The sequence below is a fragment of the Spiroplasma endosymbiont of Dactylopius coccus genome (assembly GCF_977110965.1).
This window is the reverse complement of sequence record NZ_OZ373019.1, coordinates 770781-791468: the sequence shown is the minus strand read 5'-3', so window position 1 is coordinate 791468 and position 20688 is coordinate 770781. Positions and strand designations below refer to the sequence as shown.

Sequence of the window (20688 nt, the reverse complement as noted above, 5' to 3'; positions counted from 1 at the left end):
GGAAATTATAAAAATAAAAAATAAAGAAAATTATGTCAAATTAACAGTAAAACTGAGTAACACTATTGAAGCAAAATATTACGAAAAAGGTAATAAAGAATTATATTATAGTGTTCGAAGTCAATGAAATGGATTAAACTATGTTACTTTAATTTTTAATAAACCAAAACTTTATAGACGCTGTATTTTATTAAACAAAAACGATGAAATTATAGTAACTGGTGAAATCTTTAATACTTTAAATATTCCTAAAAATCGTGCATTTTGTTCAATTAATGTTAAATGATTTAAAAAATGAAAAGAGTAAAAAATGATATTATGAAAAATTTTATTAATAGTACCAATATTAATAACATCTATAACACTAATAATATTTTTAATATTTATTATTAAAGAATTAAAAAATGAATATAAAGTATTAAAAATATTAAGTGAAATTGCTAATCAAATTAAAAATAAGGAGAAATAATTAATGATAATATTACCTACTTTGTTTGAAAATAAAGATGAAATTGAAATATTATCACCATTTCCAAAAGCAATTCATACAAGTAATGATATTAGAGCAATTATTTTAAGACAATATCCAAATGTTAAATCAAAACACATAATTGTTTCTGACCCCGAAAGTAATGTTGCATTAATAGTTGGTGATAATGATGTTTATCAAGGTTGAATTAAAGTAACAGTTAAAAAATTAGAAATTAAAGGAGAATAAAATGCCAAACGAAAATACACAATCTGGATGGGTTACACTTTATTGGACACTAATTACGTAGACAAGTGAACAAATTAGTGAAAAGAAAGGAAGTATAATTATGGCCAATATTAACTCATATTCAGATGAATTTAAAAAACAAATAGTAGCTTTATATCAAAGCGGTAAGTCAGTGTCTTGTCTTGCTAAAGAGTACAATGTTACAAGAGCAGCTACTTATAATTGAATTAAGCAATTTACTAATTCAGGTAGTTTTAAAACTAAAGATAATCGTTCTGTTGAAGAAAATGAATTAATTAAATTAAGAAAAGAATTAAAACAATTAAGAATGGAAAATGATATTTTAAAGCAAGCAGCACTAATAATAGGCAGAAAGTAGAAATTATTGCTAAAAATAAAGTTAAATATAAAATTCGCACAATGTGTCGTTTTTTGAAAATATCTAAATCAACATATTATTTTAACTTAAAGAAAAAAGAAAATAAAATCAAAAATAATATGTATGATGAAGCTGTTATTAGTGCTTTTAAAGAAAATAAAGAAGTTTATGGTACTAGAAGATTAAAAAAAATTTTAGAAAACCAAGAAATTTATTTATCACGCAGAAAAATTAAAGAAATTATGAATAAGCATAATTTAATATCAAAATACACTAAATTATCATTCAAAAATCATCATAATAAAGTCAATAATAGTCAAATAACCAATCTTGTTAATAGAAACTTTAATAATAGGGTTAAAAATGAAGTTATTGTTAGTGATTTAACTTACGTTCAAGTTAATGGTAAATGAAACTATATTTGCCTATTAATAGACCTATTTAACCGCGAAATTATTGGACATAGTGTTGGAGTTAAAAAAGATGCATTACTAGTATATCAAGCATTTATGCAATCAAATCGCTGTTTAAAAGATATCCAAATATTTCATAGTGATCGATGTAATGAATTTAACAATAAAATTATTAATAATCTTTTATTAGCATTCAATATTACTCGATCTTTAAGCAAAAAAGGTTGTCCTTATGATAATGCTGTTGCTGAAGCAACTTTTAAAACTTTCAAAACTGAATTTATTAATGATAAAAATTGGATGGGTTACACTTTATTGGACACTAATTACGTAGACAAGTGAACAAATTAGTGAAAAGAAAGGAAGTATAATTATGGCCAATATTAACTCATATTCAGATGAATTTAAAAAACAAATAGTAGCTTTATATCAAAGCGGTAAGTCAGTGTCTTGTCTTGCTAAAGAGTACAATGTTACAAGAGCAGCTACTTATAATTGAATTAAGCAATTTACTAATTCAGGTAGTTTTAAAACTAAAGATAATCGTTCTGTTGAAGAAAATGAATTAATTAAATTAAGAAAAGAATTAAAACAATTAAGAATGGAAAATGATATTTTAAAGCAAGCAGCACTAATAATAGGCAGAAAGTAGAAATTATTGCTAAAAATAAAGTTAAATATAAAATTCGCACAATGTGTCGTTTTTTGAAAATATCTAAATCAACATATTATTTTAACTTAAAGAAAAAAGAAAATAAAATCAAAAATAATATGTATGATGAAGCTGTTATTAGTGCTTTTAAAGAAAATAAAGAAGTTTATGGTACTAGAAGATTAAAAAAAATTTTAGAAAACCAAGAAATTTATTTATCACGCAGAAAAATTAAAGAAATTATGAATAAGCATAATTTAATATCAAAATACACTAAATTATCATTCAAAAATCATCATAATAAAGTCAATAATAGTCAAATAACCAATCTTGTTAATAGAAACTTTAATAATAGGGTTAAAAATGAAGTTATTGTTAGTGATTTAACTTACGTTCAAGTTAATGGTAAATGAAACTATATTTGCCTATTAATAGACCTATTTAACCGCGAAATTATTGGACATAGTGTGTTGGAGTTAAAAAAGATGCATTACTAGTATATCAAGCATTTATGCAATCAAATCGCTGTTTAAAAGATATCCAAATATTTCATAGTGATCGAGGTAATGAATTTAACAATAAAATTATTAATAATCTTTTATTAGCATTCAATATTACTCGATCTTTAAGCAAAAAAGGTTGTCCTTATGATAATGCTGTTGCTGAAGCAACTTTTAAAACTTTCAAAACTGAATTTATTAATGATAAAAATTTTACATCATTAATCCAATTAAAATTAGAATTATTTGATTATATCAATTGATACAACAACATAAGAATCCACAGCACTTTAAACTACTTAACTCCTATCAAATATCAAGAACAAGTGTCTACCAAAAAATAGTCCTAAAAAGTGTTGCCATTCCATTTAGTAATCTGTGTAACTTACAAAAATAACTATGTTTAATTAATTCTATAATAAACCTAGAAAGAGTTAATTACAGATGGCTAAAAAGCAAAATATTAATAATAATGATCCAATATCAAAAGCAGTAGATTTATTATTAGAAAATACTGAAGATTTAACAACAGTTTTTAAAGAGGGAGGTTTGTATAAAGAATTAACAAAAAGATTAGTAGAAAAAATGTTGAATTCTGAGATGCAAAATTATTTAGGATATGATAAGAATCAACATAGTAATAGTGACAATGCTCGTAATGGTATAAGTTCAAAAAAATTAATAACTCAACAAGGTAAAATTGAGATTGATGTACCACGAGATCGCAATAGTAATTTTAATCCTGTAATAATTGCAAAAAGACAAAGAAGATTTGATGGTTTTGATCAACAAGTTCTTTCTTTATATGCAAAAGGTATGACATTATCAGATATTAGATTGCAATTACAAGAGTTATATCATGGTGCTGATATTAGTGAAAGTGTTATTAGTCAAATTACTGATGATGTTATTGATGATGTAAAAGCATGGCAAAATCGACCATTAGATAGTATTTATCCGATTGTTTATTTTGATTGCATAGTAGTTAAAATACGACAAGATAAACGCATTATTAACAAATCTGTGTATATAGCTTTAGGAGTTGATTTAGAAGGAAAAAAGATGTTTTAGGCTTATGAATTAGTGAAAATGAAGGTTCTAAATTTTGATTAGCCAATTTCACAGAAATGAAAAATCGAGGCTTAAATGATATTCTTATTGCTTGTAGTGATAATTTAACAGGAATGTCAGAAGCAATACAATCAGTTTATCCTAAAACAGAACATCAATTATGCATCGTTCATCAAATTAGAAATAGTTTGAAATATGTCTCATATAAGCATAGAAAATCTCTAGTTGCAGATTTAAAACCAATTTATACTGCATGTAGTGAAGAACAAGCAATGCAGGCTTTAGAAACATTTGAAAATAAGTGAAATAAACAATATCCTCAAATTGCTAAATCTTGATATAAAAATTGAGAAAATTTGATAGTTTTTATTAGTTATCCAACAGAAATTAAAAGAGTAATTTATACCACAAATGCTATTGAATCTGTTAATAGTCAATTACGAAAAGTTATCAGAAATAAAAAAGTTTTTCCTAATGATATGGAAGAATTGAAAATATTTTATTTAGCAATTGAAAATATAACAAAAAAATGAACAATGCCCATTCAAAATTGAAATACAGCAATTGCTCATTTTATGATAAAATTTGAAGATAGAATTAATCTTAACTAGTACTTTGTAAAACAAAGATACACAGATTTCTAAAAAGCCTCCAAGATTTAGCAATTTGAGGATATTGTTTATTTCACTTATTTTCAAATGTTTCTAAAGCCTGCATTGCTTGTTCTTCACTACATGCAGTATAAATTGGTTTTAAATCTGCAACTAGAGATTTTCTATGCTTATATGAGACATATTTCAAACTATTTCTAATTTGATGAACGATGCATAATTGATGTTCTGTTTTAGGATAAACTGATTGTATTGCTTCTGACATTCCTGTTAAATTATCACTACAAGCAATAAGAATATCATTTAAGCCTCGATTTTTCATTTCTGTGAAATTGGCTAATCAAAATTTAGAACCTTCATTTTCACTAATTCATAAGCCTAAAACATCTTTTTTCCTTCTAAATCAACTCCTAAAGCTATATACACAGATTTGTTAATAATGCGTTTATCTTGTCGTATTTTAACTACTATGCAATCAAAATAAACAATCGGATAAATACTATCTAATGGTCGATTTTGCCATGCTTTTACATCATCAATAACATCATCAGTAATTTGACTAATAACACTTTCACTAATATCAGCACCATGATATAACTCTTGTAATTGCATTCTAATATCTGATAATGTCATACCTTTTGCATATAAAGAAAGAACTTGTTGATCAAAACCATCAAATCTTCTTTGTCTTTTTGCAATTATTACAGGATTAAAATTACTATTGCGATCTCGTGGTACATCAATCTCAATTTTACCTTGTTGAGTTATTAATTTTTTTGAACTTATACCATTACGAGCATTGTCACTATTACTATGTTGATTCTTATCATATCCTAAATAATTTTGCATCTCAGAATTCAACATTTTTTCTACTAATCTTTTTGTTAATTCTTTATACAAACCTCCCTCTTTAAAAACTGTTGTTAAATCTTCAGTATTTTCTAATAATAAATCTACTGCTTTTGATATTGGATCATTATTATTAATATTTTGCTTTTTAGCCATCTGTAATTCACTCTTTCTAGGTTTATTATAGAATTAATTAAACATAGTTATTTTTGTAAGTTACACAGATTACTAAACATTACCAATTGTAATTGCAATCTATCGTTTTTACATTTGTGGTAAGTTTGATTTATTCGGATTTATTAATAAATTATTTAAAGTTGCATTATTAATTTTATTAACATCTATATTTATTTCACTATTTGATTTTCTTATATATAATTCTTTTACTTTTTTAATATTTCCAAAAAGTTCTTTTGATATTTTTATAAAAAAATCATTTTTTTCTTTAATTATTTTATTTTTATCAATTTTTCCAAAAGTAAATATTTTTAATATTAAATAACTAATTTTTTTAAATTTGCTAATCTTTTGTTTTTTTAAATTTTCATTAATATCAACAATAGTAGTTTGAGCTAAATTAACTCTATTACTAATAATTTCTGGAGTAAATTGATTTTTATCAATGATTATTTTTATCAATTCTTTATTAATTCATTCATATTCTTCTTGTAAATTTTTATTCATTTTTTCATCCTTTCAAAATAAAAACTCATTTACTTTGAAATTAAAGCAATGAGTTAAAAACTTATATTAAGTTTAATTAAATTATACAAAAAAATCCTATATTAAAAACAGGAATTAAAATTTTAAAGGTTATTTGGAATTTGTGTTTATTTAACAGTGTAACTTTCCAAAATAATTTAATTTTTTGATAAATATTTTTAGGAAATTTTCATTCGATATTGACAGTGTTGAACATTAATTAGATCTTTTTGATTATAATCAATCATTATTTCTAAATTTAAACGTTTACTTTTTAATTTAAAAGCTGATAAATCAATTTTTACTTATATTAATTATTTTTTACATTGTTTTTATAATTTCATATGACTTTGGCATATAAATATCCTTTCTTTTTTTAACTTATTAATAATTATTTAATACTAAATTAATTATATATTATGTTGGATTTTAATGTAGTAATAGGAGTTTTAAATAACATTATAAGTTTAATTTAAAAAGATATTATTAAAATATTATTATTTTAGAATAATAAGTTATTTGGTGTACGAGGAAAAGGAATAACATCTCTAATATTATTAATACCAGTAATAAACATTAAAAATCTTTCTAGACCTAAACCAAAACCAGCACTTGGTGCATATCCATATTTTCTTAAATCAAAATATCATTGTAGATCATTACCCTCAATTTTGAATTGGGTTTTATTTTTTAGTAATTGTTCATAATTATCTTCACGAACAGAACCACCAATTAATTCACCAATCCCTGACACTAATAAATCCATAGCTGCCACTGTTTTTTGTTGTGGATAATTACTATCAATTGGATTAAGTTTCATGTAAAAAGCTTTGATGGTTTGTGGATAGTTAATAACAAAAGTTGGCTGTTTAGTTATTTCTTCACATAAATATCTTTCATGTTCTGATTGTAAATCAATTCCTCATTTAATTTCATTAAATTCAAATTTTTTTCCTTTTTTTTGTGCATTTAAAAGTAATTCAATTACTTCTGTATAAGTAATAACTTTAAAATCAGATTTAAAATCGGCAATTTTTTCTAATTTTTCAATTAGTGATTGTTCATTTTTAGTTTCTTGTTTTTGTTCTAAAAATTTTAATTCAGAATTACAATTATTTAGAACATCTCTAATAACAGTTTTTATTAGTTTTTGGGCTAGTATAATATTATCTTGTAGATTACTAAAGGTAAATTCTGGTTCTACCATTCAAAATTCTGCTGCATGACGTGTAGTATTAGATTTTTCAGCACGAAATGTTGGTCCAAATGTATAAACTTTTTGTAAAGATTGAGCGTAGGCTTCAGCATTTAACTGACCACTAACAGTTAATGAGGCTTTTTTCCCAAAAAAATCCTTTTCATATTTATCATTAGTTATAGTAGTAACAATAAAATTTTCACCAGCACCTTCAGCATCATTAGCTGTAATAAGAGGACTATGTAGGTAAATAAATTGATTATTATGAAAAAAATTATGAATAGATCATGATACTTGATCACGAATTCTAAATAATGACAAGAAAGTATTAGTACGAACACGTAAGTGTGCATGTTCACGAAGAAATTCATTTGTATGTTCTTTTTTTTGGATTGGATAATCATTAGCGCATATGTTGTAGACAGTAGCAGTAATTACTTTTAGTTCAAATGGTTGTTTCGCATTTGGTGTTAAAATTAAATTACCAGTAATAGTAACAGCACTACCAGTAGTAACATTAGTTAAATTGTTAGTATTTTCTAAATTTGGATCATATACTACTTGTAAGTTATTAATTGAAGAACCATCGTTTAAATCTAAAAACCCAACTTTTTTACTATTTCGATTAGAACGAACCCAACCGTTAACAGTTACTTGTGTTGGTATTTTTTTAGTTTTATCGTTACTATTAATAAATAAATTATTAATTGTGTAAATCATTATTGTTCCTCCTATTTATTTTTATATAATAAATAAATTATATATTAACTATTATCTTAGTAGGGAATTATTTATGATTTTTTTCATTAATATTTGGGATAAATTTTATTTTTAGTTAGTATAAAATTTAAAATTGAATTTTAAGTTAATGTTATAATATTACTTATAGTAAAGGGGGTTTATTATGGGCAAATTTTTAAAGTTAATTACTAATGGCTTTATGACAGGTGTTAGTGAACCATGATGTAATAATGAAGGAGTTGCAGTTTTACCTTTTGTATATAAATACAATCAATATTGATTTTTATTAATGAAAGAAAAGAATCCTTTATTTGAAAATAAAAAGATATCATTTTTTAGTACTCTAACAGGTGGTTGTAAATTAGGTAAATCATCACTAGAAACTGTTAAGAATGAAATTTTAGAAGAGACAGGAATTAATATTAGAAGCTTAAAACTTGATTGTATTTATAGACTTGGTAGTTACTATGCTAATAAAACTTCAATAAAAATATGACATTTTTATGCTGTTGATTTATCTAGTTTGAATTTAGATTTAAAGTTAAGTTATTTTGGTAAAGGTGATGGTAGTATTGGTGAAAATGGTATTAATGATATTTTCATTAATGAGAGTGAACTAGATAAAGTTAATGATGCACTTACATTGGCAATTTATGGAAAATTACGATTGAATAATACATTAGTGAACATAAATAAATAAATAAATTTAAAAGGAAGAAAATATGTTTAAAGATATAAAATTTAGATTTATAAAAAGAAAGAAAAATATAAAAGAATTTTTATTATCAATACCCAAAGATCTTAATAAAATTCCATTTTCTGCTAAAGTAGCTATTATTTGTTTAGGGATTTTTATGTTATGAAATACATTTTTTGATTTGAATCATTTTATTAATCCTAATTTATATCCTTCGGTTTGAACTATTGTAAATCGTCAAGCTTATCATCCTTGACAGCAAGTATTATTATTCTTAAATGGTATTGCTGCTTTTACTAATGTTATTTGTATAATTTTAATTTCATTTGGTAAAATTTCTAATTTTTTTTGACGCTTTTTTGCTGTTAGTATTTATGGTTGTATTGCTTTAGTTTGAGATTATGTTGGTGATATGCAGTTGAATTTATTTTTCTTTTTGCCTTTTCAATTTATTGGCTATAGTTTATGGAAATTTCATTTAGATTCACAACAAGAAATAATTTCTAAACGTTTAAATTTAAAAACAAGTATTGTTACTATTTACTTTGCAATTGTTTTATCAGTATTTTTTTATTTTGAAATTCCTGAATTTTCACGTGTAATTTTAGGGAAATATGATTTTGATGGTAATACTTTTCAACAAGTTTTACCACATATTCTAGATTCATTAACTAATTCTTTAAGTATTGTTGCGCAAATACTAATGTTATTACGTTTTCGTGAACAATGAATTTTTTGAATAATTGTTAATATTTTTCAAATAGCTATGTATTCGGGAGTTGCTCATAATCGTTTGGATGTAAATCTTTTATTAATGTGAATTGTTGCTCTTGGTAATTCTGGTTTTGGTTTTTATCAATGATTTTTTGTAAGAAGTAAAGAAAAAGTAGTAGTTAAAAAAGAAACATATGAGCAGTAATAACTTTTAAATAAGAAAAATAATAATTTAGAAAATAAGTTATTATTTTGTATAATAGTTTGTAAAGTATAAAATAATTATCAAAGAAGGTTATTATGAAAAAAAAGTATATATATTAAAAAATTTAGATGACACTAATACTCTTGCCAAAATAATTGCTAAAATTGCTAAACCAAATTTAATTTTATTATTAAATGGTCCGCTTGGTAGTGGTAAAACGCAAATTACTAAATTAATTGGTAATTTACTTGGAGTTAAAAATATTATTAATTCACCAACTTTTATTATTTGAAATAAGTATCAAACTAAATATGAATGAAATTTAATTCATATGGATGCTTATCGTTTAATTAATCCTCATTTAGAAGAATATTATGAAATAATGATGAATAATTTTATGATAATTGAATGATCAGAAAGATTAAAAATTAATTTTAATAATTATTCATATATTGCTATAGATTTTAAAATTATTGATATTAATAGTAGACAGATAGTTATTAATACTAATCTTCTTACAAAAGAGGAAGAAAAGTATTTATTTGATGCATTAAAAAAAATATAGAATTTTTTTTATACTTGTATGTGAAAGTAATTAAGCATAATACTATTAATAGTACTTTGACTAATTAGACCAAGTTTTTGATATTGTTTTAATACTTCTAAAGTATAATTATTATCATCAACAGGATAATAATTATTTAAACCCCAAAGTAAACCAACAAATAATACTAATGAACCAATAGCAATTGGACTAAAAGCATAATACACAGTTATTTTACGATTATGATATCCGATTAAAGAAGCAAATAATCATCCTGTGACAAAAGCAATCATTCAATATAATAATGTCACTACTTGTTGATCAGTTATAAATCAAAATATTAACATTAATAAAATAGTTGTAAAGAAACGACTCATAATTGGAGTTTTAAATAATTTATAATTTCAAATGAAAGGTAACATTGCTCCTAATGAAATTACAGGAAAAACTCAAAATCCTGACATGATATTAATATTATCAACAACACTTTGTAAAATACCGGTTAGAATCATTGCACCAATTCAAATGAAAATTGCTTTTCATCATCCATAAAATCCTTCAACAAATCTACCAATACGATAAAACATTCAAAGTGAAAATATTAAATTAATAGGAGCTGAAGGATTTATATCATTACCAGCAAATGGATAAATTAATCACCTTCAATATTGATAAGCACCAAATATTAAGTTATGATAATTGGCACCAAAAAGCAAATGTTGTTGTTTATAATCTAATGCTAATCAATCATCTTGACTAAGATTTATAATTACTAGAAAAACAACAAGTGTAATAATAGGAATTATAAAAAGAAATCAGGTAACTGCCAAATTAGCATTAGTACATTTTTTTAATGTTTCGCTTAAGTAACGACGGTTTTGAAAATTAACTTTTTTTCAATTATCACTTAAAGTTCCAGTACCATTATCTTCATTAGTCTCTTCATTATTTTCGGTTTCAGTTTCAAGTTGGGGTAAGTCTACCTTAATAAATTTAGTAATACTACGATAAAATTTAGATAATTCTTGAACAATTTTTTCACTAGTAGCAATAATAACATCAACCGCTGGTGACATTCGATTTTCGTTTTGGTTATCATCATTTAAAATAACCATTAAATAACGAATATCTTTAACACCTTCATCTGCTAATTGTTTATGTAAAATTTCATAAACTTCATCTTTATTTTTTAAATGGTGAGGATTAAAATTATTTTCTTTAATAATTTTAATGATATGATAAGTATTACTATCTTTATTAGTTAGATATACTTCACCTTTAACATGTAGCTTTAATTCTTTAGGAACATTAAATGGTCGATAATCTTGATGACTAATAAAATAATCAACTAATTGTAAACCTAAAATATCTAGAATATTATCATCCATTATTTAACACTTTCCTTTCGTAATAATTGTAATTTATTTTCAAAAAAATCAGGTAAATTACATTCAAAAGTCATAACTTTTTTAGTTGTGGGATGAGTAAAAGTAATGACTTTAGCATGTAAGTATTGTCCAATATTAGCATTTTCCAATTTAAACTTGCTGTATAAAGGGTCATTTACAATTGGATGTTCAATTCACTCAAAATGAACACGAATTTGGTGTGTTCGACCAGTTTCTAATTGACATTGAACTAAAGTATAGTCTTTAAATCGCTCAATAACTGTAAAATGAGTAGTTGCTTTCTTACTATTTTGTTCATTGACCATCATTTTTAGACGATTATTATTGCTTCTAGCAATAGGCGCTTTAATGGTTCCTGATCTACCTTTAATTGTACCATGAACTAATGCAATATAAATTCGTTTAATTTCATGTTTTTGTAATTGTTCTGCTAAAATATGATGACTAATTTTATTTTTAGCTACTAATAATAACCCTGTCGTTTGTTTGTCAATACGATGAACAATGCCTGGACGTAAATTATTTTCATCAATATTTTCAATTTTAGATTGGAATAATAATCCATTAACTAAAGTATTATCTCAATTACCTGCTCCTGGGTGGACAACCAAATTATTAGGTTTGTTAATAACAAGAATTTCATTATCCTCATAAATTATTTCAAAATCAATTGCAGTTGCTTTTAAAGTGTTCTCTTTTTCATTTTTAATAATAATATTTATTTCATCATTATTTTTTAATAATAAGTTAGCTGATGAAATAGTTTTATTATTAACTATTACTTGCCCATTAGTGATTAAATTTTGGATAAAATTTCGTGAATAATGATGTTCTGTTAATATCATTGCTAAATATTTGTCGATGCGGATATTTTTGTTTTCATGATATGTTAGTTTTATCATCTTTTGATTTTCTATCATTGATGATTGTTGTGAATGTTCCGTTGTTGACTTCATTATTGTGTTCTCCAAACTTTTCTTGATAGGTATTAATTATGGTTCCAATAATTATTTGTAGAATAATAATTGTGATACCAATGGTAATAAATATATCCGCAGTATTAAAAATAGTATATGGTGGGAATAGTTGTCATAATAAAAAGTCAATAACACCACCACTATGTAAAAATCTATCGGTTAAATTACCGATTGTTCCTGCAATAACAAAACTGAGACCTAGTGCTCTGTTAATAGATTTAGTAAATAATAGTCAGGTGCTACTAGCAATTGCTACTAGAAAAGCAAAAGTTATTAGAAAGATTTTTTGATTTTGAAAAAAACTAAAAGCAGAACCATAATTAATAATAAATTTTAAATTAATAAATCCGGGTATGAATTTATATTCTTCACCAACTTTTATTCCATTTTGTACTGCTAATTTTATCATTTGATCAGTGACAATTAGAATAATAATTGCACAAAAACAAATTATTTTAGTTAATCATTTTCAATCACGTGTTTTTAAATGATTTTTAATTGCTAATCAAGAAAATTCCATAATTACTTCTTTCTAAACTAATATTAGTTATTTACATTATTAAGGATAACACTTCAAAACAACGATTACAAACATCTTCTTTTGTTTCATTAACAATTAATCAACAGCGAGGACATTTAGTACCCTCTTTTGTTTTAAGATTAATAGTTCAGTCATTAACGTTGCTATTATTATAATTAATATTAACTTCACTAACAATTAATAATTGTGCTAATTCTTTTTCATCAATTGTTGATAAGATATTATGATTATCTTTAAAAATAATAGTCACTATTGTTTCTAAGGCTGTTTTAACAATTTTGTCTTTTTTAGCTTGTTCAATAACTTTATTAACTTCATTTTTAAAGTTAATAAAATATTCTCATTTTTCCATTAGTTTTGTTGGTTTGTTTAAATTTCATGGTTGTGGAAATTTTTTTAAATGAATAGAATCACTGCTTGTGTTTAAATCTTTTTTAGTTAAACTTTGGAATGCTTCTTCAGTAGTGTGTGGTAAAATAGGGGCTAATAAACCAATTAAAGTTTTTACTATTAAAAACATTGTCATTTGTACTTGTTTTCTTCTAATGTCATTTTTGCTATTAACATATAAAATATCTTTAGTAAAATCACAATAAAAAGCAGACAAATCATTAGTAACAAAATTTAAAATTAAATGATAGATAGTATTAAATTGGTAAGTTTGATAATTTTCATTAATTTTAGTCACTAATCCGTTTAATTTATTTAAAATATATTGTTCAACTTCTGATAAACTATTAATAATTTCTTCTTCTGTTTTATTTTCAATAGTTTTGATATCTAAATCAAATAAATTACCTAGTAAGAAACGAAAAATATTTCTGATTTTACGATAGTTTTCACTAACTTGTTTTAAAATTTCAGTACCAATTCTTGTATCATCAGTAAAATCAACACTGGCTACTCATAATCGTAAAATATCAGCACCATTAGTATCACAAATTGATTTAACACTAATAACATTACCAATTGATTTTGACATTTTATTGCCTTTAGCGTCAGTTACAAAACCATGTGCCAGCAAGTTTTTATAGGGACTACTATTATTAGTAATAGTTCCTGTTGTTAAACTTGAATTAAATCAACCACGAAATTGATCATTACCCTCCAAATATAAATCTGCTGGTCAAGGTAAATTATTATTTTTAATAACTGCCAAGTGGGAAACGCCACTATCATATCAAACATCCATGATGTCTTGTTCTTTATAAAAAATACCATTTGGACTATCTTTATGTTGATATTTAGGTGGTAATAAATCTTTTGCTTCTTTTTCGAATCAAATATTTGAACCATGTTTAGCAAATAAATCAGCAACATGATTAATAAGGTTTATATCCATGATTGGTTCTTTTTTTTCGGTGTAAAAAATTGGAATTGGTAATCCTCAAGCACGTTGACGAGAAATGCATCAATCATAGCGATTATTTGTCATTAATAACATTCTTTTTTTTGCTCATTCAGGAACAAAATTTACTTTATTAATATTTTTAGTAAGTAATGGTTTGATTTTTTCAATAGCGATAAATCATTGTAAAGTAGCACGATAAATAACGGGTTTTTTAGTTCGTCAATCATGTGGATATTGATGTTTAAATCATTTCATACCAATTAATGTACCATTATTTTTTAAGCGCTCAACAATAATTTTATTAGTATCATCATAAAATTTATTGACTAATTGTTCATCATTGATTTCTGCTGTAAATTGACCTTGATCATTAATTGGACAAAGAATTTTGATATTATGTTTTAATCCTAAATCAAAATCTTCTTCACCAAACGCTGGAGCAGTATGAACAATTCCAGTTCCATCATTTATAGTAACATGAGAACCATGAACGATTGGAGTTTTTCTTTGATATAATGGATGTAATGCTGTTAATCCAATTAAATCTTTACCAGAAATTGTTTTAACAATTATAAAATCGGTGATGTTGTTTGCTTTAGTAAAAGAATCAATCAATGGTTGTGCAATAATATATTGTTGTTCATTAGTTTTAATAATACTATATGTAAATTCTTCATTTACTGCTAACATTTGATTGCTAGGAATGGTTCATGGTGTTGTTGTTCAAATTATTAGTGAGGTAGGTAAGTTAAATATTTTTTTTTCATCATTTAGTAAAAAGGCAACATAAATAGCAGCACTAGTTTTTGTTAAATATTCAACTTCAGCTTCAGCTAAGGCACTTTCGCTTGATGGTGATCAATATACAGGATATAAATTACGATATACTAGTTTTTTTTCTACCATTTTAGCAAAAACTTTAATTTGTTCAGATTCATATTTTTTATCATAAGTAACATAATGATCTTCAAAATCTGTTAATAATCCTAATGTTTTAAATTGATTAATTTGATTAGCAACTTGCAGTTCTGCATATTTTTGACATTGTTTTCTAAAATCTGATACTGCTATTGTTTTACGATTAATTCCCGAGTTAGTAACTGCTGTTTCAATAGGTAAACCATGCGTATCTCAACCTGCAATATAGGGTGCATAATAATTGCTACTATTATAATAGCGAACAATAATATCTTTTAAAATTTTATTTAATGCATGTCCTAAATGTAGATCACCATTAGCATATGGAGGTCCATCATGAAGAATAAAAGTTTTCGTAGATTTTTTATTTTTGTTAATTAGTTGTTGATATATTTTTTGGTCTTGTCAATATTTTTGTAGTTGTGGTTCTTTTATAGTTAAATTAGCACGCATTTCAAAGTTAGTTTGAGGCATTAATAATGTATCTTTATAGTTTTTATTCATGTATATTATTCTCCTTTAAAATAACAAGTTTTATTTGTACTAATTATTCTTTTTTATTCTTAAATCATTATACTAGTAATTACTTGAAATTTGTATAATATTTACTTTATTTTAATAATAAGATTTTATAAAACTTAAAAGTTAAAAATATTACTTTTAGTGAGTATTATTTTATAATAAAGTATAAACTTATTAAAGTTTATAAAAAATATTTTTAAAATTTTAAAAAAGAGGTTAATGAATAATATTGCCTCCTAAAAAGATATTTAAAACTATTAGAGAAGAGTATTTAAAAGATTCAGATATTACTGTAGTTATTTTAGGAAAACATACAAAATGTAGAAAACATATTGATTGAGAAATTGCATCTTCATTATCAATATATGGTAGCCTCCATCGAAGGGGAAAAAATGGTTTATTAATACTTTTAACTGATGATTTTATTAAGAAAGCAAAAAAAATTGTGATTTTAATGATAATGATTACAAAACTTTAATTAATGAACAAAATTCTACTCCAAGAATTTATGAAAATGTAATAAATAACTATGCAATCGTTGAAATTTTTTCAAATATAGTTTCAAATCCTTTAAAGTTAAAAAAATTACTTGATAAATGTCAAGATAAAGTTAAAACTGAAAAATTGAAAGAAAACTTTGATCTTTTCAAAGAAATAAATTTATTTGAAGAAAATATAGAAGATTGTCCAAAAAAAATCTAAAAATAAACTAAATTGTTATTTTTCACAAAAACATAAATCAAAAAAATTATTTTTTGAAAAAGTTAAAACTGAAAAATTGAAAGAAAACGTTGAACTTTTCAAAGAAATAAATTTATTTGAAGAAAATGTAGAAAATTGTCCAAAAAAATCTAAAAATAAACTAAATTGTTATTTTTCACAAAAACATAAATCAAAAAGATGATTTTTTGAAAAAGTTAAAACTGAAGTTAATAATAACGAACATTATTTTGAAAAACTTTTTAGTTGTGAAAATCTTTTAAAAGATTTTCAATATTATTATTAAGGTTAAAAATTAAAAAATATACTTTTTTATCAATTATTTAAGAAAATTTTATGTAATCAGAATGTTGTTTTAAATAATATTTTTAATTAGAAAAAAATAAATAATTGAATACCAATAAGAATACAGATGTATATTAGTAGTTAATTATAAATATCAAAAATATATAAAATTAAAAAGGTTTTAATTTTTTTAGTAAATAAAACTAAAAAAACTTTATTTTAGTAGTATAATAAAAATACTTACTTAGTTAAGGGTAAGTAAATATTCATTGCGGTTGGCACCTAACAGTGAATAGGAGTTACCATTATTGGTAACTCTTTTATTTTAAATAATTATTATATACCTCAAAATTTAATAATATTTAAATTATTTATATAATATGAAAATAAAAAATATTGTAAAAATTTCTAAAATTTGGTAAAAGATAAGTGTAAAACTAAATATAGTTTTTAACCCATTGCTTTGTTTGTAAGTAAATGGGTTTTATTTTACTAAGAAGGTGTATAAAATGCGTGAGGGCGGTTGTCAAATTTACGAAATAATTTATAGAAGATGTCAAAAGAACAAATGATGATTTAAATAAAAAATTAACTATTATTAGAGAAAATCTTTTTGAATTAGAAATTATTCAACTTAATCCATTACTTGATGATTTAAAACGTAAAGAAAGAAAAATGGAAATAAATAAAACTAAGAAACAAAATACAACCGATAGTGAATTTAGAGAATATTTTGCGCTTAAAGAAACAATATCAGATAAAGAATTAGAAATTGAAGAAATCAAAAATAATATTCTTAAAATAGAAAAAAATAATTCTAAAATTGAAGAATTAGAAAATACTATAAGCAATTTAAATAATGAACTAGATAGTTATAGTGATGATTGGATGCCGTTATCATTAAAAGAAAATATTAATAGAAGAATAGAACTACAAAGAAAAATTGATGAAGAAAATTTAACTGAAGAGCAAAAACTAGAAATATTTTCTAATATTTCTAAGTTAAAAAAAGAAATAAAAAAAGAATGAAATATTAAAAGTCAAAATGTTCAAAAAATTTATGAAGAAATTTTTCCAATTGAAGATAAGATATTTTATATAACAACTGTAGTTTATAATGATGAATCAATTTTTGAAGAAATAATATATTTTGATAATAATGAAAAAATTGAGGTTGAAGTTTGAAAACAAACTAAAAAGTACCAGAGTATTGAAGAATATAAAAAAAGCACTTGTTTAATTGATAAAGAAAATGCAAATAATATTAGTACAATGTCAGTTAAAGATTTATTAAAAGAAAAAATGGAATTAAAATCAAAGCCATCTAAAACGGAGTGAAAAGTTTGGGTTATTATTTTAGTCATTACTATTGTTATTGCTGTTCTTCCAAATTTGCTTCCTGTGATTTTAGCTCCTTATTTGGCTGCTGTAGTAGTGGCAACAATTAAGATTGATATTGCTATTGCTTCAGTTTTTATTAGTGGAGGTTTTAAAGCAATTACATCAGTTTTTTTCAACTGCATCAAAAAAAGTTGAATCATGAATTTATAATAAAATATTTAAAAATAATAAAGATAAAAAAGAAAAAGAAAAAAAAGAAGTTAAATCAGTATCTAAGAACCTGTTTAGGATCTTTTTTAACTTATTTTTGATTAAATTAATATCATAAATGTTATTTTATAGTTGAAAAATAAATTTTTAATCGATAAGTTGTCAAATGATAAAATCTTTTTAACAAAAAAATGACAAAGAAAATAAAATGTTAATTAACTGTCAGGTTAGAAATAATTATTCTCTTTTTTAGTTTAATTATGTTTAAAAGATTCCAAACAGGTTCTAAGGATTTAACAAGTGATAAATTAGAAACTAAGTTAGAAACACAATTTAATATATTAAAACAAGAACTGGATGGTAGAAAACTTAAAACTATAAATGAACTAATGAATGATAAAACAATAATAAATGTTGAAAATAATATAATTACAGTTGAAAATCAGTTTGATGTAGATAAAGCTAATTCTATGGACAATATGCAACCTCCTACAAATGTAAGAACCTGTTTAGGATCTTTTTTAACTTATTTTTGATTAAATTAATATCATAAATGTTATTTTATAGTTGAAAAATAAATTTTTAATCGATAAGTTGTCAAATGATAAAATCTTTTTAACAAAAAAATGACAAAGAAAATAAAATGTTAATTAACTGTCAGGTTAGAAATAATTATTCCCTTTTTTAGTTTAATTATGTTTAAAAGATTCCAAACAGGTTCTAAGACAACGACGTTATTCATTTTAAAATATAACGATAATTAGTTTAATTATTCTTACAAACAATTGTAAATTTAAAAAAGTATAAAATAATATTGAATTATATGGTATTTTGATTAAATCCCAATTTAAATTTATAATTGAAAAAATAAATATACAATAAAAAAAGTACTTTAATTTACTAAAATACTTTTTTCTGATTTCTAAAAAACCTCCACAATAGTTATTGAATGTTCCATAGTTATTTCTTGGTTTAGTAGTAGATCCAAAATTACTATTTACTTTCTGCTCTTCAACAGCATCAAAAAAGATTTCATTTTCTTCATCATTTTTAAAATTTCATTTTTCTTCATTACATAATTGTCCAATAAAACTAGAAAATTCTTCAATACTTTCTAATTCACTAAAAACATCTACTAAACAAGAATCATTAATAGAAGATTGACATGATGTTACTGATTGTTCAATATTACCATTATTTTGTTGATAACCAGTTCATCTTTTAATAGTATCTATAACAGTACTCAGTTTTGGAAGAAATGGTATTCCTTCTTTATTAACCATACAATTAAGTAAAGATGAAACTAGAGAAAGAGTTATACCACCAATAACTTTTGGAGCATCTGTTGACAGTTTTTTTCAAGTAAATTCTTGATTAGATATATAATTCTCAGTACCTCATGTTATAGACATTGATATTGGTGTTATAAAAAATAATGATAAAATATTTTTATAAAAAAAATTACTATTTTCATCAATATTTTGTTCACTATTAAGAAGTTGATTTTCTATATCATTAATATTGTTATTAAATAATCTTTTAACTTTTTCTCAACCTAATTTTATTACTTTTTCTATCCTAGAAATGATTGCACCATGAAAAGTCATATTTAACACATAACTAGTAAATTCAATAGTTGTCTGTCCAAGAATTTCCATTGAAATTCAATTATCTAAAATATTATTAGAAGCTCTATCCAAAATTACACCAGAATAACTTAAAAATAATAAGAAAGGAATAACTTTTATTATTTCTTTTCCTACATTAATATTATTTTCATTGTTTTTTCATTTATCTATAACTCAATTTTCAATATTTTCGATTGAACCAAAAATAAAAGGTTCAATAGCTGTATCAAAACCAATAAGTATACCACTAAATAGCAAACTATCCTTAATAGTTTGTCAATTTCATGGTGTTTTAGCAACAGTAGTACTAATTATCATTTGAGAAGTGATATTACCAGAAAGAGCAACAATAAAAGTAATATTTTTACCTAAAAGTTTAGTTATTTTTGATAAATATTTGTTTTTTCTAATAGCAGTTTCTTCAAAAATAGATATTGTACTACTATTAGATATGCTAGAAAAATCACCACTTGAACCTAATAAACTTATTGCACTATCATCAGACATTCTACAAATATTAAGATTTTGATTACCTGTAAATAAAGGAGACATTTTAAACACTTCTTTCATATATAATAATAATTTTCTTAAGTTGCTACTTTTTTAAAATAAAAAGTAGTATCCAGTAATATAATTATTACGTGAAACTACTTCTTTTAGTCGCATATATTATTTAACCTAAAAAGGTATGAAAAAATAATAGCATATGTTTTATAACTTGTCTATATTTTTTTTAATTTTTTTAATACAAAATTAGTTATAAAAGTAATTTTTATTATTAATTTTTATCTT

Annotated in this window: 18 protein-coding genes and 3 pseudogenes; 13 read left to right on the top strand and 8 right to left on the bottom strand. The window is 23.5% G+C overall.

Annotated features, from left to right (window positions below; translation table 4 throughout):
* The first annotated feature begins 310 nt into the window (after positions 1-310).
* The 6 genes and pseudogenes from ACXUB0_RS04915 to ACXUB0_RS04890 all read left to right on the top strand — a co-directional run bounded on the left by ACXUB0_RS04915 (position 311) and on the right by ACXUB0_RS04890 (position 4344).
* Positions 311-469, top strand: a complete 159-nt coding sequence (locus ACXUB0_RS04915) for a hypothetical protein (protein ID WP_174480107.1) — start codon at positions 311-313, stop codon at positions 467-469.
* A gap of 3 nt (positions 470-472) precedes the next feature.
* Entirely contained in the window at positions 473-718 is a 246-nt protein-coding gene (locus ACXUB0_RS04910; RefSeq protein ID WP_286640816.1) for a hypothetical protein, read from the top strand.
* A gap of 100 nt (positions 719-818) precedes the next feature.
* A complete protein-coding gene (locus ACXUB0_RS04905; protein ID WP_353306568.1) occupies positions 819-1097 on the top strand; it encodes a transposase in 279 nt (92 codons plus the stop codon).
* On the top strand, positions 1019-1861 hold the full coding sequence (locus ACXUB0_RS04900; protein WP_458258796.1) for an IS3 family transposase: 843 nt from the start codon (positions 1019-1021) through the stop codon (positions 1859-1861). The genes ACXUB0_RS04905 and ACXUB0_RS04900 overlap by 79 nt, the downstream gene beginning before the upstream one ends.
* 22 nt (positions 1862-1883) lie before the next feature.
* A pseudogene (locus ACXUB0_RS04895) lies at positions 1884-3006 on the top strand (IS3 family transposase).
* A gap of 100 nt (positions 3007-3106) precedes the next feature.
* A pseudogene (locus ACXUB0_RS04890) lies at positions 3107-4344 on the top strand (IS256 family transposase).
* 10 nt (positions 4345-4354) lie between these two features.
* Here ACXUB0_RS04890 and ACXUB0_RS04885 read toward each other — a convergent pair.
* From ACXUB0_RS04885 to asnS, 3 genes and pseudogenes are all read right to left on the bottom strand, one after another.
* Positions 4355-5349 (bottom strand): annotated as a pseudogene (locus ACXUB0_RS04885) (IS256 family transposase); the annotation flags it as partial.
* A 108-nt stretch (positions 5350-5457) separates the two neighbouring features.
* Positions 5458-5877, bottom strand: a complete 420-nt coding sequence (locus ACXUB0_RS04880; RefSeq protein WP_458257688.1) for a hypothetical protein — start codon at positions 5875-5877, stop codon at positions 5458-5460.
* Between the two features lie 520 nt (positions 5878-6397).
* The gene (asnS, locus tag ACXUB0_RS04875) at positions 6398-7816 is read right to left on the bottom strand and encodes an asparagine--tRNA ligase (protein WP_458258795.1); all 1419 of its coding nucleotides are present in this window, start codon (positions 7814-7816) and stop codon (positions 6398-6400) included.
* Positions 7817-7997: 181 nt separating this feature from the next.
* Here asnS and ACXUB0_RS04870 point away from each other — a divergent pair, with 181 nt between their 5' ends.
* From ACXUB0_RS04870 to tsaE, 3 genes are all read left to right on the top strand, one after another.
* Entirely contained in the window at positions 7998-8534 is a 537-nt protein-coding gene (locus ACXUB0_RS04870) for a hypothetical protein (RefSeq protein WP_458257948.1), read from the top strand.
* Positions 8535-8556: 22 nt separating this feature from the next.
* Positions 8557-9450 (top strand): nicotinamide riboside transporter PnuC, encoded by an 894-nt coding sequence (gene pnuC / locus ACXUB0_RS04865; RefSeq protein ID WP_458257947.1) that lies wholly within the window; start codon positions 8557-8559, stop codon positions 9448-9450.
* 73 nt (positions 9451-9523) lie between these two features.
* Positions 9524-10015, top strand: a complete 492-nt coding sequence (tsaE, locus tag ACXUB0_RS04860) for a tRNA (adenosine(37)-N6)-threonylcarbamoyltransferase complex ATPase subunit type 1 TsaE (protein ID WP_458258794.1) — start codon at positions 9524-9526, stop codon at positions 10013-10015.
* An 8-nt stretch (positions 10016-10023) separates the two neighbouring features.
* Here tsaE and ACXUB0_RS04855 read toward each other — a convergent pair whose 3' ends face one another.
* The 4 genes from ACXUB0_RS04855 to ileS are packed head-to-tail and all read right to left on the bottom strand — an operon-like array spanning position 10024 to position 15694.
* Entirely contained in the window at positions 10024-11382 is a 1359-nt protein-coding gene (locus tag ACXUB0_RS04855) for a hypothetical protein (protein WP_458257946.1), read from the bottom strand.
* On the bottom strand, positions 11382-12248 hold the full coding sequence (locus ACXUB0_RS04850) for an RluA family pseudouridine synthase (protein WP_256468411.1): 867 nt from the start codon (positions 12246-12248) through the stop codon (positions 11382-11384). The genes ACXUB0_RS04855 and ACXUB0_RS04850 overlap by 1 nt, the downstream gene beginning before the upstream one ends.
* Positions 12193-12900 (bottom strand): signal peptidase II, encoded by a 708-nt coding sequence (lspA, locus tag ACXUB0_RS04845; protein ID WP_458257945.1) that lies wholly within the window; start codon positions 12898-12900, stop codon positions 12193-12195. Before lspA ends, ACXUB0_RS04850 begins: the two co-directional genes overlap by 56 nt.
* A 31-nt stretch (positions 12901-12931) precedes the next feature.
* Positions 12932-15694 carry an isoleucine--tRNA ligase gene (ileS, locus tag ACXUB0_RS04840; RefSeq protein WP_458257944.1) on the bottom strand — a complete coding sequence of 921 codons (2763 nt, stop codon included), beginning with the start codon at positions 15692-15694 and terminating at the stop codon, positions 12932-12934.
* A gap of 247 nt (positions 15695-15941) precedes the next feature.
* Between ileS and ACXUB0_RS04835 the strand changes: the two genes are divergently transcribed.
* The 4 genes from ACXUB0_RS04835 to ACXUB0_RS04820 all read left to right on the top strand — a co-directional run bounded on the left by ACXUB0_RS04835 (position 15942) and on the right by ACXUB0_RS04820 (position 18813).
* Positions 15942-16190 carry a TIR domain-containing protein gene (locus ACXUB0_RS04835; protein ID WP_458257943.1) on the top strand — a complete coding sequence of 83 codons (249 nt, stop codon included), beginning with the start codon at positions 15942-15944 and terminating at the stop codon, positions 16188-16190.
* 300 nt (positions 16191-16490) lie between these two features.
* Positions 16491-16718 (top strand): hypothetical protein, encoded by a 228-nt coding sequence (locus ACXUB0_RS04830; protein ID WP_458257942.1) that lies wholly within the window; start codon positions 16491-16493, stop codon positions 16716-16718.
* A gap of 674 nt (positions 16719-17392) precedes the next feature.
* Positions 17393-18268, top strand: a complete 876-nt coding sequence (locus ACXUB0_RS04825; RefSeq protein ID WP_458257941.1) for a hypothetical protein — start codon at positions 17393-17395, stop codon at positions 18266-18268.
* A gap of 260 nt (positions 18269-18528) precedes the next feature.
* Positions 18529-18813 carry a hypothetical protein gene (locus tag ACXUB0_RS04820; protein WP_458257940.1) on the top strand — a complete coding sequence of 95 codons (285 nt, stop codon included), beginning with the start codon at positions 18529-18531 and terminating at the stop codon, positions 18811-18813.
* A 198-nt stretch (positions 18814-19011) separates the two neighbouring features.
* Here the strand turns inward: ACXUB0_RS04820 and ACXUB0_RS04815 are convergent, their stop codons facing one another.
* On the bottom strand, positions 19012-20448 hold the full coding sequence (locus tag ACXUB0_RS04815; protein WP_458257939.1) for a hypothetical protein: 1437 nt from the start codon (positions 20446-20448) through the stop codon (positions 19012-19014).
* Positions 20449-20688 lie beyond the last annotated feature (240 nt).